The organism is Sulfuricaulis limicola (assembly GCF_002355735.1).
Classification (GTDB): Bacteria; Pseudomonadota; Gammaproteobacteria; order Acidiferrobacterales; family Sulfurifustaceae; genus Sulfuricaulis; species Sulfuricaulis limicola.
Genome location: NZ_AP014879.1, coordinates 67,714 through 90,659, shown reverse-complemented (window position 1 = coordinate 90,659; position 22,946 = coordinate 67,714). Strand labels below are relative to the sequence as shown.

The window sequence follows — 22,946 nt, the reverse complement described above, 5'->3', positions numbered from 1 at the left end:
TGGTCACCTCCTGGCATTTCCCCATCCCTGAACCGCCCGGGGGCAAATCATCCCCAGCCAAAACGCGTTGGCGGCCGTTAAATCTTGCAAATCTAGTGCCATTTATCGATCTCCATAAAATCAGCGGCCTATAAAAAATGATGGCTGAAAATAAGGGGATTTTGACGATTTTTTGCCGACGGCAAGACCAATGGCGGTGTCGGGCAGCCTTTCGGTCCCGCCGGTGCCATTTTCCGGCGTGGCTCCGGCCCTGAATGGGCTTCTCGCCTCCCGGGATTGGTCCTACATTACCTGTCACGAATGGAGAGCGCGGAAATGGACACAACCTGGACAGCGATCGCGCAGCACGTCGCCGCTACCACCGGTACTCCCTTTACTATCCGGTCGCGACAGGCCGTCGGCGGCGGGTGCATCAATTCCGCCACGGTGGTGCAGGACGGCCGGCAACGCTACTTCGTCAAGCTCAATGACGCCGCACGTCTTTCCATGTTCGAGGCCGAGGCCGAAGGCCTGGAAGAAATCGCGCAAACCCGCAGCGTGCGCGTGCCGTTGCCGCTGTGTGCCGGCATGGTCGATGGATCCGCCTATCTCGTGCTTGAACATCTCGACCTGGAAAGCGCCGGCACGCGCAGCCTCGAACGGCTCGGACACGAACTGGCGCAGATGCATCGCGCCACGCAGAAGCTGTTCGGCTGGCATCGCGACAACACCATCGGCTCGACGCCGCAGATCAATACGCCCGGCGCCGATTGGGTCGAGTTCTGGCGCGAACACCGGCTCGGCTTTCAGCTCAGGCTCGCGGCGCGTCACGGCCGCGACCTGCTGCGTCAAGGCGAGCGGCTGATGGCGGACCTGGATCATTTTTTCCGCAGCTACCGGCCCGCACCCTCGCTGCTGCATGGCGATCTGTGGGGTGGCAATGTCGGGGCCACCGGACAGCAACCGGTAATCTTCGATCCCGCGGTCTATTACGGCGACCGCGAAGCGGACATCGCCATGACCGAATTGTTCGGCGGATTTTCCGCGCGCTTCCACCGCGCGTACGGCGAGGCCTGGCCGCTCGATGACGGTTACAAGGTCCGCAAAACACTGTACAACCTCTATCACATTCTCAATCACTTCAATCTGTTCGGCGGCGGCTACGGTTCCCAGGCGGAACGCATGATCGATTCGCTGCTGAGCGAATTGGGATAAGGGAAATATATGGATATCCAGTTCCACGGCGCCGCCCAGGAAGTCACCGGCTCCTGTTTTCTGGTGCACGTCGGCGCGCGGCAGGTGCTCGTTGACTGCGGCCTGATCCAGGGCGCGCCCGCCGACGAGGCGCGCAACCGCGCTGATTTCGCCTTCGATCCGCGCGCGCTCGACGCGGTGATCCTCACCCACGCCCACCTCGACCACTCCGGCCGGCTGCCGCTGCTGGTCAAGGCCGGCTTTCGCGGACCCATCTACACCCACCGGGCCACGCGCGACCTGTGCCAGATCATGCTCAAGGACGCGGCTTCGCTGAACGAGAAGGACGCCGAACACGAAAACCGGCGGCGGCTGCGGCAGGGCAAGCGCCTGGTCGAGCCACTGTACTCGCGCGCAGACGCGGAGAAGGCGATACGCCAATTTCAAGCGCTCGACTACGACACCGAGCGCCAGCTCTTCCCCGGCGTGCGGCTGCGCTTGCGGGATGCCGGCCATATTCTTGGCTCGGCCATCGTGGAGCTGTGGCTCGAGGAAAACGGAAACCGGCGCGAGATTGTCTTCAGCGGCGACCTGGGGCACGCGGACGCGCCGATCCTGCGCAACCCCGAGTCCGTCCACGAAGCCGATCTGGTCGTCCTCGAAAGCACCTACGGCGACCGCGAACACCGTCCCTGGTCAGAGACGATCGCGGAACTGGGCGAGGTATTCCGCGCGGCACGGCGCGACGAGGGCAACATCCTCATCCCGGCCTTCGCCATCGGCCGCAGCCAGGAGCTGCTGTATTTTCTCAAGCAGTATTGGCGGGAATGGGGCATCGACCAGTGGACGGTGTTTCTCGACAGCCCGATGGCGATCGAGGCCACCGAAGTCTACGGCAAACACTGGAAGCTGTTCGACGCCGAGGCCAGCAAGCGGCGCAAAAAAGCCGGCGATCCCTTCAGCATGCCGAACCTGCATTTCAGCCGCACCGCCGCCCAGTCCATGGCCATCAACCGCGTGCGCAGCGGCGCCATCATCATCGCCGGCAGCGGCATGTGCGACGGCGGGCGTATCCGGCATCACTTCAAGCACAACCTCTGGCGCGAACAGTGCCACGTCATCTTCGCCGGCTTCCAGGCACGCGGCACGCTCGGGCGCAGAATCGTCGACGGCGCCGAGACGGTCAAGCTCTGGGACGAGACCATCCGCGTCGCCGCGCGCATTCACACCGTCGGCGGATTGTCGGCGCATGCCGGTCAGTCGGGTCTGTTTCAGTGGTATCAGAATTTCGAACGCCGTCCCGTGGTGGCGCTGGTGCACGGCGAGCCTGAACCGATGGAAGCGTTGGCCCGCCGTTTGCATTCAATACCTGTAAACGTACTGATGCCGCAGGCCGGCGAGCGTATCGACTTGCTGGCGCCACCACCGAAAGCCCGGAAATAAAGCTTAAATCCGGTTTGCGAACACTAACGGTCGTTCGGAAAAATCGCGCAGCGCGCGCATGACAGTGACAGATTGACGTGACAGATTGGCAGGACCGGCACGGAAAAGACAAGGAGACATGCGCCGTTTGGTCGCAGCTTGTCAGGCCCGGATGAAAGGAGTTAGATGATCATCAGGAGAAGCCCAGTCTCCGGCACAGGGAATTTCGGATGCGGCGAGTTCTGTGTGCCTGATTATAAAAATTTTGCAACAGTCCATGATGCCACCGGCGCACCGCGCGTTCGCCGGTGGTTTCCCGTCTCTCCGGCAAACGGACGGACGAAAGATTTATCCACAAGAGGAGGTGCGTAATGCGGATCAAACATCATACCCTGACATTGCTGGTGGCGGCCGCCATGACCGGCTGTGCCACCGAGCCCCCGGCGCCGGCCGCCCAACCGGTCGCGCCGGCTCCCGCCGCCGCACCGGCCGCGGCAGTCGTAACGCCGCCGGCGCCGCCACCGACACCCGCCGCCGTGAGGAACATGATCAGCAACTGTTACTCCTGCCATGGCACCGATGGCCGCAGCGCCGGCGCCATCCCGAGCCTCACCGGCATAACGGCAGATCAGGCGAAAACCATGCTCATGGGCTTCAAGTCCGGCGCCCTGCCCGCGACGGTGATGACGCGCCACGCCAAGGGTTACACCGACGCGGAGCTCGAGGCCATCGCCAACTACATCGGCACCAATCTGAAATAGGGGAATGACATGAGCAAAATCACACGCAGAGACTTTCTCAAGATCGCCGGGGCGGCCTCCGCCGCCGGTGTGCTCGGTCAAGCCCCGCTGGCGCACGCCGCCAGGCACATGGGCAGCGGCAGCGCCCGCGTGGTCGTGGTCGGCGGCGGGTTCGGCGGCGCCACCTGCGCCAAATACCTGCGCCGGCTCGATCCCGGCATCGCCGTAACGCTGGTGGAACCGAGCACCAAGTTCATCACCTGTCCGTTCAGCAACCTGGTGCTGGGCGGATTGCGCGACATGAATTCCATCACCCAGAGCTATGACGCGCTGAAAAAGAAACATGGCGTCAATGTCATGCACGACACGGTGACCGCCATCGATGCCGCGGCCAAAAAGGTGACGCTCAAGAGCGGCAAGACGCTGTCCTACGACCGTCTCGTCGTCTCGCCGGGCATCGACTTCAAGTACGACACCATCGAGGGCTACAGCGAAAAGGCCACACAGGTCATGCCGCATGCCTGGAAGGCCGGCCCGCAGACGGTGCTGCTGCAAAAGCAGCTCAAAGCCATGAAGGACGGCGGCACGGTGGTGATCGCCCCGCCGGGCAATCCGTTCCGCTGCCCGCCCGGGCCATACGAGCGCGCCGGCATGATCGCGCACTATCTCAAGGAACATAAACCGAAATCCAAGGTGCTGATCCTGGATGCCAAGGACGCGTTCTCCAAGCAGGGGCTGTTCCTGGACGGCTGGAAGAAGGTCTATGGCGACATGATCGAGTGGGTGCCGGGCGCCAAGGGCGGCATGGTCAAGGCCGTGGACACGAAGAAGATGATCGTGGACACCGCGCTCGACAAGCACAAAGCCGCGGTGGTGAATCTCATTCCGCCGCAGACCGCGGGCAAGATCGCGCTGACCTCGGGCCTCGCGGACGACAAGGGCTGGTGTCCGGTGGATCCCCGCACCTTCGAGTCCAAGATGCATCCGGGCATCCACGTCATCGGCGACTCCTCGATCGCGGGCGCGCTGCCGAAGTCCGGCTTCGCCGCCAGCAGCGAGGCCAAGATGTGCGCCGCCGCCATCGTCGCCACGCTCAAGGGCGAGACCCCGGCCGAGAACTCGCTGGTCAACACCTGCTACAGCCTGATCGCGCCGAAGTACGGCATCTCGGTCGCGGGCGTGTACAAGGTGACGGAGAAGGGCATCACCGAGGTCCCGGGCGCGGGCGGCGTGAGTCCCAAGGAAGCGCCGGACTCGTTCCGCGAGAACGAGGCCAAGTACACCGTGGGCTGGTACCAGAGCATCACTGCCGACATCTGGGGCTGATCGCGGTTCGGACGTAACGCAGTACCACAAGGGCGGCGCCAGCCGCCCTTGTTTTTTATTTGTGGGCCGTCATTCCCGCGCGGGCGGGAATCCAGTAGTGTTAAAACCAATGAGTACAGAACAAAAACCGCCAGCACTTTCCGCCGGCGTCGTGATCGTCCGCCGCTTCGGCGACCAATACCGTTACCTGCTGCTGCGCGCCGGCAACTACTGGGATTTCTCCAAGGGCATGGTCGAACCCGGCGAAGACCCGCTGGCCGCCGCGATCCGCGAGGTGGAAGAGGAAACCACGCTGACTGGTCTCAATTTCCACTGGGGGCACCCGTTCATCGAAACCGAGCCCTACGGCAAGAACAAGATCGCGCGTTATTACCTCGCGGAATCACCCCACGGCGAAGTGTTTCTTCCCGTCACCGAGGAGCTGGGCAAACCGGAACATGATGAATTCCGCTGGCTGGAATACGACGCGGCGCGGGGACTGCTGGTGCCGCGGGTACTGGCGGTGCTGGAGTGGGCCGGGAAAATAATTCAGTAATTATTTTTCCGGATTACCGGAGTCGTACAGGATCCTGCCCCAGTAATGCAACTGCGCCGGAGTAACCGGACGTGGTATTTGTTCGCTGGCTGGTATGTACGTTTTGTACACTGCCACAGCGAGTTCCGAACAGTAGTAACGATCCGGCACGTTTAGTCCTGTCAGTCCCAAAAAATCATAGCCCTTCCCGACGAGCGAGCGCGCCTTGACGAGTGCCTGGATCGATGATTTCTCCGTAGCCCAGTTCGGTCGAATGAGCAACAAGCGGTGTGCCTTGGTAACGAATTCATTCAGTGGACTGACGTGCACACCCTGACTCTCCGCCTCGATGACCTGCAGATTGTCCATGTCCAGAACTGCCGCGTGACTCCAGGGCGTGTTGGTCAGGATCGAAACCGCGTTGTCGGTGGCATGATAGCCCCGGATCACCAGCCAATCGCCGTTTCTCCCCAGGCGATTCAGGACCCCGAGGATTTCGGCCTGCCGTGCCGATTTGATTTCCTGCGGAGGCGGCATGACAACGGCCGGCGTCGCGCAGCCCGCAAGCCACAAAATGACGGCGAGTCCGCCAATGGCGCGGACCATGATTCTGACGTCAATACCCGGCGGACGGTTCATCTGTGATCACGGCACATCCTGAACTGCGCCGGTCTTGATTCCGGCGTCCTTCTTGATCTTTTCTACATCAAGCTCTTGAATCCATTCCGGAAGGTTTGACCATACTTCGTGAAAACCGAACCCTCCTTCCGTCATTTCGCGAATAGCCTCCTCCTTGGTCCAGCCTTGAACGACGATCCGGTACAGGGAGATCATCGTTCCCGTGCGATCTGCGCCGTGCTGGCAATGAACCAGCACCGGGGTACGTTTGGGATTGGTGACGATCTGCAGAAACCGCACAACCTCCTTGTGTTCCGGATGCCAGGCCTTCATATAAATGTGCTCATAGCCGAGGCCGGTGTTACCGATCAGGTTACGGTCAGAATTGAAAGAACGCAGATTGACAATGGTTTCAATCCCCGTTTTTCCAAGGTTTTCCATGCCCTTGGCTGTGGGTTGGGCGCTTCGATAAAGGTTGTCGCCAACCTTGTGCAGATTGGGAACACCCTCGAGTTTTACGGGCTGAGCCCACGATTCGGGACGATCTGCTCCCGCGGCAAACGCCACGGCGTTTGCAATCAGGATAAAGCATGCAACGACGGCTGATATCCGTTTCATTGCGAGCGTGTGTGATTATAGAAAGCAATCGATATCAATCTAGATCACCCGTTCATTCCCGCCATCCACCGGCACCTGTGCGGCGGTGGTTTTGGCGAACAGCGGACCGCACATCTCGGCTGCGAGCTCGGCCACGTCACGGCTGGTGACTTCGGTTTTCAGCACGTTGTTCTTCTTGTACTGCTCGACCGTGAGGCCGTAGTGCTTCGCGCGTGCTTGCAGAACTTCCTCGGTCCAGATGCCGGTATCGAACACGGCGTTCGGGTGCAATGAATTGATGCGGATGTTGTCCGCGCCCCATTCGAGCGCGGCCACGCGCGCCAACTGGTTGAGCGCCGCCTTCGAGGCCGAGTAGGCCGCGGCGCCGGGGCCGGGCGCGGGCACGTTCTTGGAGCCGATCACCACCACGCGCCCGCCGTTGGGCGCGAGCTTCAGCAGCGGATGCGCCTCGCGCATCAGCATCAGGTTGGAATCCAGATTGAGGCGCATGACCTTGTCCCATTCCATGGTGGTCAGGGCGTCGATGCGGCGGCCGGGCGGGAACATGCCGGCATTCAGGACCAGCATGTCGAGGCCGCCGAATCTGCGCGCGGTTTTTTCCAGCGCCTCGGCGAGCTGTGTTTCATCCGTCACGTCGCACATCAGGCCGAGATAATCCGGACGGCTGTAAAGCTTCGTGATGGCCGGATTGATGTCGAGCCCTACCACGACGGCACCGCGCGCCAGCAGCGAATCCATGCAGGCCTTGCCGATGCCGGAGGCGGCACCGGTAACGAGTGCGACCTCGCCGGCGAACGGCGGCGGCTTGCCGCCGCCCTTGAGCTTGGCCTGCTCCAGATCCCAGTACTCCACGTCAAAAATATCCTTTGCCGGCAAGGCCTTATAGCCGCCGAGCAGCGTGGCGCGCTGGGCGATTTCCATGGTGTGGGCATAGATGTCGAAGGCGGCGGCGGCATCCTTCGCACTGCGCCCGACGGTGACCACGCCGAATTCCTTGTCGAGAATTACGCGCGGGGCGGGATCGAGCATGGTTTTGGGCTCTTTCGCCTTCGGCGCATGCTCGTTGAAATATTTTTTATAGACCTCGGCATAGACATTCACATCGCGCCCGATCATCGGAACCCGCTTGGTGCGGATCACGTGGTCCGGAGTGGCCGGGCCCTGCTGCGAGATCGTGGCAACGTCGGCGCGCCGCGCGAAGGCGAGGCTGGCGGCATCTTCATGCGCGGCAAGGATGACGGGGAAGCCAGCCGTGAGTGAAAGCTCGTGCCGCAGCGCCGCCAAGTCCCGGAGCAGGGGTTTCGCCTCCGGCTTTTCGTTTGATTCCGGCAACACCCAGGCCTTGTGCTTGGCCAGGTAATTTTCCGCCCACGTGACCAGATCGATCATGCGCTCGTAGGATTCCTGCGCGGTCTTGCCGAAGGAAAAAATCCCGTGATTCATGAGCACCATGCCGATGGTGTTCTTGCGCACGTCAGCGGCAAACTGTTCGGCACAGCGCCGCGCCAGATCGAAGCCGGGCATTACGTAAGGAACAACCACCACGTTGTCGCCGTAGATCTCGCGAATGCGCGCCAGGCCGTCGGCGGTATTGGTGATGGCGATCACGGCGTCGGCATGGGTATGGTCGACGTACTGGTACGGCAGGATCGCGTGCAGGATGGCCTCGACCGAGGGCGTGGGCGCCGATGCTTTGGTCATGTGCGTGCGCAGCTCGTTCACCATCTGCGGGTCGGACAGCTGCCGCAGCTTGGCGAGTTTCAGCAGATGATCGATGCGCACCGGCGAGAAACCGGCGGCCTCGATGAATTCCAGGTCCCGGCCGCTGCCCTTCACGTACAACAGGGTTTCGTCCTCGCCGAGGAGGTTTTTTTCCGTGATCTTGACCGAGGTGTTGCCGCCGCCGTGCAGCACCAGCGACTGGTCGCGCCCGAGCAGGCGCGAGGTATAAACGCGCTGTCCCAGTTCACCCGGAAACTGCGCGGCTTCCGCGTCGTTCCAGAGGCTGTTCACTCTGACCGGGATGACGAGACGCGGATGTTAAAAGGTGATTTTGACTCCCGCGTGGAGTCCGGAATCCACGATGATGTCACGGCCGTCGTCGAGGTCGGCGCGCATCTTGCGGTAGCCGAGATAGATATTGGCGGTTTTCTTGACGGCCTCGAACTCGACGCGCGCGCCGAATTCCCAGAACTTCTCACCATCCATCGTGGTCACGACGTTCGGAGCGTAGTACAGGTAACCCCCGATGCCGATCGGGCCGTTGTTCGGGAAGGTCCGGAACTCGCCACCGAGACCGAGAGCCAGCACGTCCTGGTTGGCGACGTCGGCAAAATAGAGCTTGCCGCCGAGACCGCCCTCGATCCGCGTCGCACCGCTCTGTTTCTCGCCCTTGGCCAACAGACCCATGCTGGCCGCCCAGTCGTTCTGGTCGGTGTTGGACAGAAGCCCCATGTTGAATTCGGCGGTGCGCCAGTTGGTGGCGTACATCGCCTGAATGCTGTCATTGTTGAGATTGATGTCGATGGAATCGGCCGCAACCGCGCCGCTGAAACCCGCCGTCAACACGGCCAGAAATATCCGAAAACGCATGGACTGTTCTCCTCCATTTGATGTGGCGGGGCAATACTAACTGATCAGATGGAGGCCGGCCAGAAGCGGCGGCGCCAACGGCGGGTGCGGTCAGGCCGTCGGCAGCGCCACGACCATGCGGTTGTAACCGGCCAGCCGCGCCTGGCTCAGCGTTTCGTCGGCACGCTGGAGCAGCGTAGCCGCCGGTTCGCCCGGCGAGTATTGCGTGAGCACGCTGGAGAAACTCGGCAGCGGGATGTTTTTTCCGTCCTGGTGGATGAAGGTGCTGGCGGCGGTCTTGCGCGCCTTCTCCAGCGCATGCATGGCCCCGTCCTTCTGCGTGTTGGGGAACAGCACGGCGAATTCATCGCCGCCGTAGCGCGCCACCAGATCGTAGGTGCGGAACTTGGCAAGGATCTGGCCGGCGTAACAGCGCAGCACCGCATCGCCCGCGGCCCGGCCGTAACGCTTGTTGACCGACTCGAGGTTGTCAACGTCGATGACCGCCACGGCCAGCGCGAAGCCGTAACGCTTCACACGGCCGATCTCGGCCTCGAGCTGCTTGACGAACACCTCGCGTTTCGGCAAGCCCGTGAGTTCGTCCGCCATGCTGTGCTTGCGCGCATGACTCAGTTCCTGGCGCAGGCGCTCGCGGTCCGACTCCACCGCCTTGAGGTAATCGCCGGCGCTCGAAAGCTTCTCGATCAGCGCCTGACGCTCCTCGATCAGTTCGTTCAGACCCTTGACCAGGATCTGCTTGAGGTCGTTGAACTCGCCCAGCGGGCTGTCGAGACTCTTCAGGGCCTCGCGTTCGGTCTCCAGCAACTCGCCGAATTGCCTGTCCACGGTGATGCTCTCGGTCACCTTTTCCGCCAGGCTGTCCCCCAGCGCCTCGATATTTTCCTGGCGCGACGGCGGGGCGGGCTCCGGGGGCGGAACCGCTTTGGTTTCCGTCACCGGCGTCGGCGCGGCCGCAAGCGGCTCCACGACCGGCTCCGGTTTTGTTTCGATGATTGGTGCTGGTTTGTTTTCGGTCAGCGGCGCAACAAGCTCGGCGACCAGTTCCGGTTTTGTTTCCACTGCAGGCGCCGGGGCGGCAGGGGGTTTGGGCACTGCGGGTGGCGCGACGGCGGGTTTCGCCTCCGCCGGTGTCGGGCGCGACGCTGTGGCGACGGGCTTGGGTGCCGCCGGCGCGGGAGCGGTCTTGGGCAGGTGCAGCGTCAGGCGCTGCTGGATCAGGCGCGCCTTCACCCGCGTGGACGGGTCGCAGGACGGACTGGTGGCATACTTGCCGAGCAACGCATGCAGAAAACTGACAAACACCAGCTCGATACGGCCGTCCTCGTGCCCGTATTTCTGGAGTCCGCGCTGGATCTGGTTGTAGAGGACCTGGCCGTGCTGGGTACGCTTCAGGCCGTCGAGATGGAGCTTGAGGCTTTGCAGCAGCGACGGATCCGCCGTTGTCGAAGTGTTGGAATCCGCCAAGACCGTCTCTCCTGTTATGACAAGCCGAACGAGCGAAGCCGGCAGGGTTCGTTATCCGCAGGCGTGAAAGGCCTGCCTTCAGGGAGATTAGTCGGCGGGCGGGCGCTTCACAACCCGCCGCCGCAGCCGGATTCAGGCGCCGCCGCTGTTCTTGCCCCGGGGCGGGGTCGCGGCCGGCAGTCCTTGCTCCAGTTCGATGCGGTTCCGGCCCAGGCGTTTGGCGCGGTACAGGGCGCGGTCGGCGCGGTCGATCAGGTCAGTGTGGGACTCGCCGACCACGTACAGGGCGACGCCGGTGGAAAACGTCGGCAGCCTGAAATCCCGGCCCTGGAATTCGCATATCACCTGCAGCGCCCGGCCGCGCACCTTCTCGATGGCCGCCACCGCGCCCTCGCGAGTGGTATTGGGCATCAGGATGGCGAACTCCTCGCCGCCGTAACGCGCGACCAGGTCGTGGTGGCGCAGCACGGTCAGCACCTCGGTGGCGTAACAGCGCAGGATGGCGTCGCCGGTGGCGTGGCCGTGAATGTCGTTGATGGCCTTGAACTCGTCCAGGTCGATGATGGCGAGCGCCAGCGACGCGCCGTAGCGTTGCGAGCGGCTGATCTCGTCCTGGAGCCGGCGCATGAACGCGCGGCGGTTGGGCAGGCCGGTGAACTCGTCGGTCAGCGACAGCAGCCGTACCTTGTTCAGTTCTTCATGCAGCCGCTCGCTGTCGGCCTTGATGAGCCGCAGATAGCCGCCGGTCTTGTGCAGCTTGGCCTCGAGCGAATTCTGTCCCTGGATCAACTCTTCCAGCCCGCCGACCAGGATCTGGCGCAGCTGCTCGACCTCCTTGTCGCCGTTGGCCTGCTGCAGCGCCCGCAATTCGATCTGCAGCAGCGCGCCGAACTCGCGGTTCTGGGTGATGGCGTCGGTCACGGTCCTGGCGAGCGTCTGCTGCAATTTTTCGATTTCGCTGCGCTGCTGATCGAGATGCTGGCGGTAAGCGGCGTCGACGCGGCGCTCGGCCTCGGTCGCGCCATTGCCGGGACTCGTGGTCGGGGCCGGGCCTGGCGTCGGCGCGGGCGCCGGCTTCACCCGCGCGGCTGGTTCCGGGGCTGGCGCCGGTTTCGTGACTTCGGCCGGCGGGCGCCCGGGCACCTGGGACTCGGCCGCCTGGTGGAGTTTCGCTTCAATGGTTTCGTCCGGCACCTTGCCGGCGCGGGGCAGGATCGGACCGCGCCGCAACTGGATCAGGCGCGCGTTGATGCGGGTGATGTGATCGGCGCTCGGGTCGCGGGCGTAAGCGTTCAGCAGCAGATGCAGCAGCGAGGCGTAGACGTGGTCGACCTTGGCCTGCACGCCTTCCTGTTCTTCGACGATACGCGCCACCTGGTCGTAGATGACGGCACCGACCGGTGTGCGTTTCAGTCCTTCCAGCAGTCCAAGCAGCTTTTTCGAGGACGATGCTCCGCTCGCCTCGGACTCATCCTGCACCAAGTTGACCCCACCTCCTGCCTGGACGGCGGTAGTCCGCGAGCCGCCGGCTTACGCGACACGGGCACCCTTATCCCTGTGGAGCTGTCGCAGAACGATTTGTTTTTCTTGTTCTTCTTGCCGAAACAAGACGTCCGTTTTTATGCGGATTAGGCGCCAATTTACTCGCGCCCATGCCAAATAACAATGTTTCACAAGGCGAAACCGGCGCATGCAACATGCATCAACGACTTATCATCGATACCGGAGAACCCGGCTTAAGCACCGGCTCAGGGTTTGGGCGGCACATGCCCGCGGCGCCGGGCCTGGTACGCGGTGATGGATTTGACGATCTCCTGGTACGGCAGCGCTTCCAGCGAGCCGTATTTTTCCTGCGCCTCCCGCACCAGCGCGTGAATATTGTCCACCCGGGCGGCGTCCGGTTCCGGCGTCAGCAGGCCTTGCAGCCCGGTCAGACCCCCGATCATGACCTTCATCTCTTTGCCGAACGGGAGGCTTTCGGAGGTATCGGTAACCTTGAGCGCGAAGCGCGCCCGGTTGCGCATCAGGGCCAGCAACGTGATGCAGTTGTTGCGGGCGATGCCGGAGCGGCAATTCACTCCCATCTGCTCGGCCACGGAAAAACGCGTGGCCAGCTCGCAGGCGCATTGCGCGCTGAGGATGGCCTTCTCGAACGGGCAGCGGCCGTGGTCCATGGGTTCGTGTCACGCCTGGTGATAGGGGCGGCTCAGCTCGTGCACGGCAGCCACCGCCGCCGCGACTTTTTCCGGATCGGCATGCTGGTGAATGCCATGTCCCAGGTTGAAGACATGCCCGCTGCCCCTGCCGTAGCTGTCCAGGACGGCAGCAACCTCGCTGCGAATGCGATCGGTGGAGGCATACAGGATGGACGGGTCCATGTTGCCTTGCAGGGCGACCCGGCTTCCGACGCGGGCGCGGGCATCATTCAGGTCGGTGGTCCAGTCGATGCCCAGCGCATCACAACCGCTGGCCGCCATCGCCTCCAGCCACTGCCCGCCGTTCTTGGTGAACAGGATCACCGGCACCCGCCGGCCTTCGTGCTCGCGCGTCAGGCCGTGCACGATCCGCTCCATGTATCGCAGCGAGAATTCTTTATAGTCGCGCTGGCTGAGCGCGCCGCCCCAGGTGTCGAACAGCATCAGCGCCTGTGCGCCGGCGGCCACCTGCGCGTTGAGATAGGCCGTCACAGACCGCGCCAGCACGTCGAGCAAACGGTGCATGAGCGCCGGCTGGTCGAACAGCATGCGCTTGACCAGGGCGAATTCCTTGCTGCCCCCACCTTCGACCATGTAGGTCGCCAGCGTCCAGGGGCTGCCGGCGAAACCGATGAGCGGGACTTTTCCGTCCAGCTCGCGCCGGATCAGGCGCACCGCGTCCATGACATAACGCAGCTCGACTTCAGGGTCAGGCACCGGCAACGCGTCCACGTCGGCTGCGCTGCGCACCGGCTTGCGAAACTGCGGGCCCTCGCCCTCGGTGAAGAAAAGCTCGAGCCCCATGGCGTCGGGGATGGTGAGAATGTCGGAGAACAGGATCGCGGCGTCCAGCGGGAAACGCCGCAGCGGTTGCAACGTCACCTCGCAGGCCAGCTCCGGTGTGGTGCACAGTGTCTTGAAGTCGCCGGCCTTCTCGCGCACTGCGCGGTACTCGGGCAGGTAGCGTCCCGCCTGGCGCATGATCCACACCGGCGTCACGTCCACCGGCTGCCTGAGCAATGCACGAAGTAATCGATCGTTCTTGAGCTCTGCCATAAGAAATAATTTTGAACCGCCAAGACGCCAAGAGCGCCGAGATTTTAAGATTGAAGTTGCTTTCTTGGCGCTCTTGGCGTCTTGGCGGTAGATTTTCTTTTTACAAAGGCGCGGGGAGGTCGGACGCGCCCGTGAGATATTTGTCGATGCCGCGGGCGGCCGAGCGTGCCTCGGCGATGGCCCAGACGATCAACGACTGGCCGCGCTGCATGTCACCGGCGGTGAACACGCCCGGCACGCTGGTCATCCAGTTGCCGTCGCGCCAGACGTTACCGCGCTCGGTGAGTTTCACGCCCAGGCCTTCCAGCATGCCCGGCTTCTCGGGACCGGTAAAGCCCATGGCCAGCAATACCAGCTCCGCCGGCAGGGTGAACTCGCTGCCCGGAATTTCCTTGAAGCCGGTGCGGCCGCCTTCCTGGACCAGCTCGACCTTCACCAGTTCGAGCGCCTTGACGCGGCCCTGCTCGTCGCCGATGAAGCGCTTGGTCGAGACCGAATACACCCGTTCCACGCCTTCCTCGTGCGCCGAGGCCACGCGATAGATATAGGGATATTCGGGCCAAGGGTTGTTCGCGGCCCGGTGCTCGGGCGGGCGCGGCATGATTTCCAGCTGGTGCACGCTCTTCGCGCCTTGGCGGTTCGCGGTACCGAGGCAGTCGGCGCCGGTGTCGCCACCGCCGATGATCACGACCGGCTTGCCCTTCGCCAATATCTCCTGCTCCGCGGCAATCTTGTCGCCCTCGCAACGGCGGTTGGATTGCGCCAGATACTCCATGGCAAAGTGCACGCCCTGGAGTTCACGGCCCGGGACCTTCAGGTCGCGCGGGGCGCAGGCGCCGCCGGCGAGCAGAATCGCGTCGAAATTCTGCTTCAGTTCATCGACCGGGACATTCACGCCGATGTGCGCCTTGGCCTTGAACACCACGCCTTCGGCCTTCATCTGTTCGATGCGTCGGTCGAGGACTTTCTTTTCCATCTTGAATTCGGGAATGCCGTAGCGCAGCAAGCCGCCGATGCGGTCATCGCGCTCGAACACCGTGACCTCGTGGCCGGCGCGGCGCAGTTGCTGCGCACCCGCCAGGCCGGCGGGGCCGGAACCGACAACGGCGACTTTTTTGCCGGTGAGCACTTTCGGCGGTTCGGGCTTGATCCAGCCTTCCTGGAAAGCGCGATCAATAATCGCCAACTCGATGGCCTTGATCGTCACCGGGTCGTCGTTGATGCCGAGCACGCACGCGCCCTCGCAGGGCGCGGGGCAGAGCGTGCCGGTGAAATCCGGGAAATTATTGGTCGCGTGCAGGCGCTCGATGGCCTCCTGCCACTGGCCGCGGTAAACCAGGTCATTCCAGTCGGGAATGAGATTGCCCAGCGGGCAGCCCTGGTGGCAGAACGGGATGCCGCAATCCATGCAGCGCGCGCCCTGCTTCCTGAGCACGTCCTCGGGAAACGCCGCCATGACCTGCTTCCAGTCGCGTACCCGTTCGGCGACGGGACGATAGGGCTGCTTGGCGCGATGAAACTCGATGAAACCGGTGATCTTACCCATGCGCCGCTTCCATCACCGCCTTGTCTTCCGGAATCCCGCTCTGGCGCGCCTTGGAAATCGCCTCCAGCACGCGCTTGTAATCCTTCGGCGTGACCTTCACGAATTTCGCCTGCATGCCCTTCCAGTTCGCGAGAATTTTTTCCGCCACCGTGCTGCCGGTATGATGCGCGTGGCGCTTGAGCAGGTCCTTCACCAGCTCGACGTCCTCGACGGAGGCCAGCGGATCAATGTCCACCATGGCCAGATTGCAACGCCGCTTGAAGTCACCCGCCGCATCCAGCACGTAGGCGATGCCGCCGGACATGCCGGCCGCGAAGTTGCGCCCGGTGCGGCCGATCACCAGCACGCGACCGCCGGTCATGTACTCGCAGCCGTGATCGCCCACGCCCTCGACCACCGCGTGCACGCCGGAGTTGCGCACCGCGAAGCGCTCGCCGGCCATGCCGCGGAAATAGGCCTCGCCGCTGGTGGCGCCGTACAGCGCGACGTTGCCAATGAGAATGTTTTCCTCCGGCACGAAACTCGCCTGGCGCGGCGGATAGACGATGAGCTTGCCGCCGGACAGCCCCTTGCCGATGTAGTCGTTGGCATCGCCCTCGAGCGTGAAGGTCAACCCCTTCGGAATGAAGGCGCCGAAGCTCTGGCCGGCGGAGCCGTTGAAATGGATGCGGATGGTGTCCTCCGGCAGGCCCTCCGCGCCGTAGCGCTTGCTGACCTCGGAGCCGAGGATCGTGCCCACGGTGCGATTGACGTTGCGGATCGGCAGGATGATGTCCACCGGCTTCTTCGATTCCAGCGCCTCGCGGCACAGCGGCAGGATGGTCACCAGGTCGAGCGACTTGTCGAGGCCGTGGTCCTGGTCACGCACGTGCCGGGTCGCCACCTCGGTGCCGGCCTCGGGCTGATAAAGAATTTGCGAAAAATCGAGGCCGCGCGCCTTCCAGTGATCGACCGCCTTTTTCACGATGAGGCGGTCCACGCGCCCGATCATCTCGTCCATCGAGCGGAAGCCGAGCCGCGCCATCCACTCGCGCGTTTCCTGCGCCACGAAGCGGAAGAAGTTCACCACGTGGTCCGGGTTGCCGGCGAATTTCTTGCGCAGCTCCGGGTCCTGCGTCGCGATGCCGACCGGACAGGTGTTCAGGTGGCACACGCGCATCATGATGCAGCCGAGCACGATCAGCGGCGCGATTGAAAAACCGTATTCCTCCGCGCCCAGCAACGCGGCGATGACGACGTCGCGGCCGGTCTTCATCTGGCCGTCGGTCTGCACCACGATGCGGTCACGCAGCTTGTTCATCACCAGCACCTGCTGGGTCTCGGCCACGCCCAGCTCCCACGGCAGGCCGGCGTGCTTGAGCGAGGACAGCGGGCTGGCGCCGGTGCCGCCGTCATGGCCGGAGATCAGCACCACGTCGGCGTGCGCCTTGGCCACGCCGGCGGCGATGGTGCCGACGCCGACCTCGGACACGAGCTTGACGTGGATGCGCGCCTCACGGTTGGCGTTCTTGAGGTCGTGGATCAGCTGCGCCAGGTCCTCGATCGAATAGATGTCGTGGTGCGGCGGCGGCGAGATCAGGCCGACCCCGGGCGTGGACATGCGCACCTTGGCGATCGGCGGATAGACCTTGTGGCCGGGCAGCTGGCCGCCCTCGCCGGGCTTGGCGCCCTGCGCCATCTTGATCTGCAGGTCGGTGGCGTTCACCAGGTAATGGCTGGTGACGCCGAAGCGGCCCGAAGCCACCTGCTTGATGCGCGAGTTTCTGACCGTGCCATAGCGTTCCGGGTCCTCGCCGCCCTCGCCGCAGTTGGAGCGCGCGCCGATGCGGTTCATGGCGATCGCCAGCGCCTCATGCGCCTCGAGGCTGATCGAGCCGTAGGACATGGCGCCGGTGGCGAAGCGCTGCATGATCGATTCCACCGGCTCGACCTCCTCGATCGGGATCGGCCGGTCGGCCAGCTTCAGCTCCATGAGTCCGCGCAGCGTCGCCAGATGCTGGGCGCCGTCGTCGCAGGCGCGCGAAAATTCCTTGAACTTCTCGTAAGAGTTGGCGCGCGTGGCGTGCTGAAGTTTTGCCACGGTATCGGGATTGAGCATGTGATACTCGCCGTCGCGACGCCACTGGTAGTGCCCGCCCCAGTCGAGCTCGGGCGGACCCACCGGCCGGTCGGGCCAGGCACGGTGATGACGCAAGGACGTTTCCTGCGCCACGACGTCGATGCCGATGCCGCCGACGCGCGAGGCGGTCCAGGTGAAGTACTTGTCCACAAAGACCTTGTCGAGACCGATGGCCTCGAAGATCTGCGCGCCACGGTAGGACTGGATGGTGGAGATGCCCATCTTGGAGATGACCTTCACCACACCCTTGTTGCACGCCTTGATGTAGTTCTTGACCGCCTGGGCATGGTCCACGCCATTGAGAAGATTCTGGCGGATCATGTCGTCGAGCGTTTCGAACGCGAGATACGGGTTGATCGCACCGGCGCCGTAACCCAGCAGCAGCGCCATGTGGTGCGTTTCGCGCGGCTCGCCGGACTCGACGATGAGGCCGACCTTCACGCGCGCGCCTTCACGCACCAGATGATGGTGCACGCCGGCCGTGGCCAGCAGCGCCGGCATCGGCATGTGCTGCGCGTCCACGCCGCGGTCCGAGAGGATGATGAAGGTGGCGCCCCGGGCGATGGCCTCGCTGGCCTGGCGGCACAGCCCGTCCAGCGCCCGCGCCAGCCCCTGCCCGTCCGAGCCGGCCGGGAACAGCATCGGCAACGTCACGGTCTTGAAGCCGGGGCGATCGAGATGACGGATTTTCGCCAGGTCCTCGTTGCTCAGGATCGGCGTCTTGAGCTTGAGCAGGCGACAGGACTCCGGCCCCGGCTGCAGCGGGTTGCGCTCGGGGCCGAGCGGGGTTTCGATCTGCGTTACCAGCTCCTCGCGGATGGCGTCGAGCGGCGGGTTGGTCACCTGCGCGAACAGCTGCTTGAAATAGTCATAGAGCAGGCGCGGCTTGTCGGACAGCACCGCCAGCGCGGCGTCATTGCCCATGGAACCCACCGGCTCCTCGCCCTTCTGCGCCATCGGCGCCATCAGGATGCGCAGGTCCTCATGGGTGTAGCCAAAGGCCTGCTGGCGTTGCAGCACGCTGGCGTGATCCGGCTCCGGCAATTGCGGCGGCGGCGGCAATTGATCGAGCGGGACCAGATTCTGCTTCAGCCATTCCCGGTACGGTTGCGCCGAGGTGTAGCGTTTCTTCAGCTCGGCGTCGTCGATGATGCGGCCTGCGCGCGTGTCCACCAGGAAGATGCGGCCCGGGTGCAGGCGTTCCTTGATGAGCACGTTCTCCGGCGGGATGTCGAGCACGCCGACCTCGGAGGCCATGACCACGAGGCCGTCCTTGGTGACGTAATAGCGCGACGGGCGCAGCCCGTTGCGGTCGAGAATCGCGCCGATGACGGTGCCGTCGGTGAAGGCGATCGAGGCCGGGCCGTCCCAAGGCTCCATCAGGCAGCCATGGTATTCGTAGAAGGCCTTGCGGTCGTCGTCCATCATCTCGTGCCCGCTCCAGGCTTCCGGGATCATCATGAGCACCGCGTGCGGCAGCTCGCGCCCGGCCATGTGCAGGAACTCGAGCACGTTGTCGAAAGTGGCCGAGTCCGAGCCGTTCTCCATCACGATCGGCAGAACTTTCTTCAGGTCGTCGCCGAACAAGGGCGAGGCGCACAGCGCCTCGCGCGCGCGCATCCAGTTGATGTTGCCGCGCAGGGTGTTGATCTCGCCGTTGTGCGCGATGTAGCGGAACGGGTGCGCCAGCGGCCAGGACGGGAAGGTGTTGGTCGAGAAGCGCGAGTGCACCAGCGCCAGCGCCGATTCCACCGCTGGGTCGGAGAGATCGGGAAACATCGGCTCCACCTGGGTTGGCGTGAGCATGCCCTTATACACCAGGGTGCGCGCCGACAGGCTCGGGATGTAGAACAGCCCGCGTTGCTTCAGGTCCGAATTCCAGATCGCATGCTCGATGCGCATGCGGATCACGTAGAGCTTGCGCTCGAAAGCCATTTCATCGGCAAGGCCGGCGGCGCGGCCGATGAAAATCTGCCGGAACAGCGGCTCGGCCGAACGCGCCGTCGGGCCGAGCGCGGAATCGTCCACCGGCACGTCGCGCCAGCCGAGCGGGGTCTGTCCTTCCTCGCGCACGATGGCGTCGAACAGTTCCTGGCAGCGGCGCGCTTCGGCGGCGTCGCGCGGCAGGAACACCGTGCCGGCGCCATAATGGCCGGGCTCCGGCAGCTTGATGCCGAGCTTGCCGCACTCGCGGGCGAGGAAGGCGTGCGGCAGCTGGATCAGGATCCCGGCGCCGTCGCCGGTGTTCTCCTCGCAGCCGCAGGCGCCGCGATGCATGAGGTTGCGCAGAACCGTCAGCGCCTGCGCGACGATCTTGTGCGAGCGACGTCCCTTCATGTCCACCACGAAGCCGACGCCGCAGGCGTCGTGCTCGGTGGCCGGATCATAGAGGCCCTGTTGTGTCTTGCGCTGTTCCAAATTCATTCACCGTTTTCATTCACCGCCGGCAGCCATCCGGCACCATACCTGCCGGCGCGCCGTCAGCCGTGCGTGCTTTCGAACTCACCAGCGGGGGTTTGGCCCGGATCGGGGAAATTCGTTCTTCTGCCCGCGAAAACCTCGAAAAAACACGAGCAAAAGGGGCGAAAAGTATACCGGCCCACCGAGGCCGGTTCAATGGAACCCGTGGGGAACTGTGGCTTTTGGGGCGAATCGGGAACGAAACGGCTGAGCGGAAACGGCTTTTAGCCGCCGGCTGGCGCCCCGGGACGGCCAAACAGCCGCGCATGCTCGCGCATGGCATAGCGATCGGTCATGCCGGCGATGTAATCGGCGATGATGCGAGCCTGCTCGCCAACCCCATTCGGCTGCCGGAGTTTTTCCTGGTATTGATCTGGCAGTAATGCCGGCTTTTTCATAAAGGCCTCAAACAGCTGGCGTACGATCTGTATCGCCTCGCCCATCATGCGCGTCACGCGCTCATGCGCGTACAGGTTCTGCCGCAGAAAACGCTTGAGTTCGCGGGACTTTTCGGCCACTTCCGGGGTATAGGTGATCAGGGGCCCGGGATAGCGACGTACGTCCTCGATACTCTTGATCCCGGCCTGCGCGATCTGGTGCCGGCTGTTCTCGATCAGGTCGGTGACCACCTGACCGATCATGCGGCGGATGGTCTCGTAAATGGCGCGCCGTGGTGGAATGTCCGGATAGCGGCGCATGACCTCGTCGTATTGCCTGGCGAACAGGGCCACAGGTTGCAACTGTTCCAGCGTGATCAACCCGGAACGCAGACCGTCGTCCACGTCGTGATTGTTGTAGGCGATCTCGTCGGCGATGTTGACCAGTTGCGCCTCCAGGCCGGGCTGGGTCTTTTCCAGGAAGCGTCTGCCCAGCTCGCCCAGTTCGCGGGCGTTCCTGGGCGAGCAGTGCTTGAGGATGCCCTCGCGCGTTTCGAAGGTGAGGTTGAGACCGGGAAATTCGGCATAGCGTTCCTCCAGCAGGTCCACCACGCGCAGCGATTGCAGGTTGTGCTCGAAGCCGCCGTAATCGCGCAGGCATTCATTGAGCGCGTCCTGGCCCGAATGACCGAAGGGCGTGTGCCCGAGATCATGCGCCAGCGCGATGGCCTCGGTCAGATCCTCGTTGAGTCCGAGCGCGCGGGCGATGGAGCGCGCGATCTGCGCCACCTCGATCGAGTGCGTCAGGCGCGTGCGGAACAGGTCGCCTTCGTGGTTGATGAAGACCTGGGTCTTGTACTCAAGGCGGCGGAACGCGGCGCTGTGGATGATGCGGTCGCGGTCGCGCTGATACTCGGAACGGTTCGCGGGCGAGGCTTCCGGATACCGTCTTCCACGCGAGGTTTTTTCGGTAGCGGCGTAAGAAGCGAGCATACCTAAAAACGGGATTGGACAGGATTAACAGGATTCACAGGATTTCAAAAACCAGTATTTAACTTTCATGATTTAATCCTGTTAATCCCGTAAATCCTGTCTATTGTGCTTTTGGTTACGCTGCTTCGCGCATGGACGCGAGCGTGGCCTCGAGTTCGGCGCGCGGACATTCGTCGGTCACCACGGCCTCGCCGAGATGTTTGAGCAGCACCAGCCGCAGGCGGCCGTCCAGCACCTTCTTGTCCACGGCCATGAGCTCGAGAAAGCGCGCGGGCGAGAGCGAGCCGGGCGCGCGTACCGGCAGGCGCGCGCGCCGGATCAGTTTTTCAATGCGCGCGGTTTCCGCGGCCTTCAGCCAGCCGAGCCGGCGCGACAGGTCCGCCGCCATCGCCATGCCCGCGGCAATGGCTTCGCCATGCAGCCATGCGCCGTAGCCCAGACCGGTCTCGATCGCGTGGCCGAAGGTGTGGCCCAGATTGAGCGTGGCGCGCACGCCGGATTCACGCTCGTCCGCCGCCACCACCTCGGCCTTGTTGCGGCAGGAGCGGTGGATGGCGTAGGCCAGTGCCTCCGGGTCACGCGCCAGCAGTTTATCCAGATTCGTTTCCAGCCAGGCAAAAAACTCGGGGTCACGGATCAATCCATACTTGATCACCTCGGCCAGCCCGGACGCCAATTCGCGGTCCGGCAGGGTGTTGAGCGTGTCGGTATCGATGATCACCGCGCGCGGCTGGTAGAAGGCGCCGATCATGTTCTTGCCGAGCGGATGATTGACGCCGGTCTTGCCGCCGACCGAGGAATCCACCTGCGACAACAGCGTGGTCGGCACCTGGATGAAAGGCACACCGCGCTGGTAACTGGCCGCGGCAAAACCGGCCATGTCGCCGATGACACCGCCGCCGAGCGCGATAACGGTGGTGCGCCGGTCACAGCGCGCCGTCAGCAGGGCATCGAAAATCCGGTTCAGCACCTCGAGCGTCTTGTACTGCTCGCCGTCCGGCAGGATCACCTCCAGCGGTTGCAGGGCGCCCAGGTGCCCGCGCACTTTCGCCAGATACAGCGGCGCCACGGTTTCATTGGTCACGATGGCGACCCGGCTGCCGGTGACATGTTTTTTGAGCATGTCGGCCTGGCCGAGCAGGCCGGAGCCGATGTGGATCGGGTAGCTGCGTTCGCCGAGATCAAGAGGCAAGGTTTTCATTTTTAACATGCGATTCCAGTTTGCGAACGATCTCGCGCGCCACGCTCACCGGCGAGCGGTGCGAGGTTTCAATGACAAAGTCCGCCGCTTCGCGGTAAATAGGTTCACGCGCCTTGAGAATATCCTCCAGCGTGCGGCGGCGGTCGGCGGTCTGCAGGAGCGGACGATGGCGGTCGCGGCGCGTGCGGGCGAGCAGCGTTTCCAGCGGGGCATGCAGATACACCACGATGCCGCGCTCATGCAGGATTTTGCGATTGTCCGGGGACAGGATGATGCCGCCACCGGTGGCCAGCACCAGATTGGACTGGCGCGTCAGATCATCCAGGATCGACGATTCGCGGTTGCGGAAGCCGGCCTCGCCCTCGATTTCGAATATAAGCGGGATGCCGGCACCGGTGCGCTTCTCGATTTCGTGGTCGGAATCCCGGAATTCCTTGTTCAGCAGTTCGGCAAGATGGCGTCCGATGGTGGATTTCCCCGCTCCCATCGGACCGATCAGGAAGATATTGTCCGGCCGGCTCATGGTTCAGGT

At 63.6% G+C, this 22,946-nt stretch carries 18 protein-coding genes; 5 read left to right on the top strand and 13 right to left on the bottom strand.

What is annotated here, in order from left to right; all coding sequences use genetic code 11:
- The first annotated feature begins 315 nt into the window (after positions 1 to 315).
- From SCL_RS00400 to SCL_RS00380, 5 genes are all read left to right on the top strand, one after another.
- Complete coding sequence (locus tag SCL_RS00400) at positions 316 to 1,194, top strand: fructosamine kinase family protein (protein WP_096361774.1); 879 nt, start codon at positions 316 to 318, stop codon at positions 1,192 to 1,194.
- Between the two features lie 9 nt (positions 1,195 to 1,203).
- A complete protein-coding gene (locus tag SCL_RS00395; RefSeq protein ID WP_096359088.1) occupies positions 1,204 to 2,616 on the top strand; it encodes an MBL fold metallo-hydrolase RNA specificity domain-containing protein in 1,413 nt (470 codons plus the stop codon).
- Positions 2,617 to 2,966: 350 nt separating this feature from the next.
- Positions 2,967 to 3,356 (top strand): c-type cytochrome, encoded by a 390-nt coding sequence (locus SCL_RS00390; RefSeq protein WP_096359087.1) that lies wholly within the window; start codon positions 2,967 to 2,969, stop codon positions 3,354 to 3,356.
- Between the two features lie 9 nt (positions 3,357 to 3,365).
- The gene (locus SCL_RS00385; RefSeq protein WP_096359086.1) at positions 3,366 to 4,661 is read left to right on the top strand and encodes an FCSD flavin-binding domain-containing protein; all 1,296 of its coding nucleotides are present in this window, start codon (positions 3,366 to 3,368) and stop codon (positions 4,659 to 4,661) included.
- A gap of 109 nt (positions 4,662 to 4,770) precedes the next feature.
- Positions 4,771 to 5,196, top strand: coding sequence for an NUDIX domain-containing protein (locus SCL_RS00380; protein WP_096359085.1), 426 nt, complete (start codon positions 4,771 to 4,773; stop codon positions 5,194 to 5,196).
- Here the strand turns inward: SCL_RS00380 and SCL_RS00375 are convergent, their stop codons facing one another.
- The 13 genes from SCL_RS00375 to aroK all read right to left on the bottom strand — a co-directional run bounded on the left by SCL_RS00375 (position 5,197) and on the right by aroK (position 22,937).
- Positions 5,197 to 5,814, bottom strand: a complete 618-nt coding sequence (locus SCL_RS00375) for a YiiX/YebB-like N1pC/P60 family cysteine hydrolase (protein ID WP_096359084.1) — start codon at positions 5,812 to 5,814, stop codon at positions 5,197 to 5,199.
- Between the two features lie 6 nt (positions 5,815 to 5,820).
- The gene (locus SCL_RS00370) at positions 5,821 to 6,411 is read right to left on the bottom strand and encodes a fused DSP-PTPase phosphatase/NAD kinase-like protein (RefSeq protein ID WP_096359083.1); all 591 of its coding nucleotides are present in this window, start codon (positions 6,409 to 6,411) and stop codon (positions 5,821 to 5,823) included.
- A 39-nt stretch (positions 6,412 to 6,450) separates the two neighbouring features.
- The gene (locus SCL_RS00365; RefSeq protein ID WP_096359082.1) at positions 6,451 to 8,424 is read right to left on the bottom strand and encodes a bifunctional aldolase/short-chain dehydrogenase; all 1,974 of its coding nucleotides are present in this window, start codon (positions 8,422 to 8,424) and stop codon (positions 6,451 to 6,453) included.
- A 27-nt stretch (positions 8,425 to 8,451) separates the two neighbouring features.
- Positions 8,452 to 9,003, bottom strand: a complete 552-nt coding sequence (locus tag SCL_RS00360; RefSeq protein WP_096359081.1) for a hypothetical protein — start codon at positions 9,001 to 9,003, stop codon at positions 8,452 to 8,454.
- A gap of 90 nt (positions 9,004 to 9,093) precedes the next feature.
- Positions 9,094 to 10,467, bottom strand: a complete 1,374-nt coding sequence (locus tag SCL_RS00355) for a GGDEF domain-containing protein (protein WP_096359080.1) — start codon at positions 10,465 to 10,467, stop codon at positions 9,094 to 9,096.
- Positions 10,468 to 10,599: 132 nt separating this feature from the next.
- Positions 10,600 to 11,946 (bottom strand): GGDEF domain-containing protein, encoded by a 1,347-nt coding sequence (locus SCL_RS00350; protein WP_231969867.1) that lies wholly within the window; start codon positions 11,944 to 11,946, stop codon positions 10,600 to 10,602.
- 269 nt (positions 11,947 to 12,215) lie between these two features.
- Positions 12,216 to 12,641, bottom strand: coding sequence for a hypothetical protein (locus tag SCL_RS00345; protein WP_096359078.1), 426 nt, complete (start codon positions 12,639 to 12,641; stop codon positions 12,216 to 12,218).
- A gap of 9 nt (positions 12,642 to 12,650) precedes the next feature.
- Entirely contained in the window at positions 12,651 to 13,718 is a 1,068-nt protein-coding gene (gene hemE, locus SCL_RS00340) for a uroporphyrinogen decarboxylase (protein WP_096359077.1), read from the bottom strand.
- Between the two features lie 100 nt (positions 13,719 to 13,818).
- Positions 13,819 to 15,264, bottom strand: a complete 1,446-nt coding sequence (locus SCL_RS00335; protein WP_096359076.1) for a glutamate synthase subunit beta — start codon at positions 15,262 to 15,264, stop codon at positions 13,819 to 13,821.
- The gene (gene gltB / locus SCL_RS00330; RefSeq protein ID WP_096359075.1) at positions 15,257 to 19,807 is read right to left on the bottom strand and encodes a glutamate synthase large subunit; all 4,551 of its coding nucleotides are present in this window, start codon (positions 19,805 to 19,807) and stop codon (positions 15,257 to 15,259) included. Before gltB ends, SCL_RS00335 begins: the two co-directional genes overlap by 8 nt.
- A 260-nt stretch (positions 19,808 to 20,067) precedes the next feature.
- Positions 20,068 to 21,213, bottom strand: coding sequence for a deoxyguanosinetriphosphate triphosphohydrolase (locus tag SCL_RS00325; RefSeq protein ID WP_096359074.1), 1,146 nt, complete (start codon positions 21,211 to 21,213; stop codon positions 20,068 to 20,070).
- Between the two features lie 115 nt (positions 21,214 to 21,328).
- Complete coding sequence (gene aroB / locus SCL_RS00320) at positions 21,329 to 22,414, bottom strand: 3-dehydroquinate synthase (RefSeq protein ID WP_096359073.1); 1,086 nt, start codon at positions 22,412 to 22,414, stop codon at positions 21,329 to 21,331.
- Complete coding sequence (gene aroK, locus SCL_RS00315; RefSeq protein ID WP_096359072.1) at positions 22,395 to 22,937, bottom strand: shikimate kinase AroK; 543 nt, start codon at positions 22,935 to 22,937, stop codon at positions 22,395 to 22,397. The genes aroB and aroK overlap by 20 nt, the downstream gene beginning before the upstream one ends.
- Positions 22,938 to 22,946: the final 9 nt, after the last annotated feature.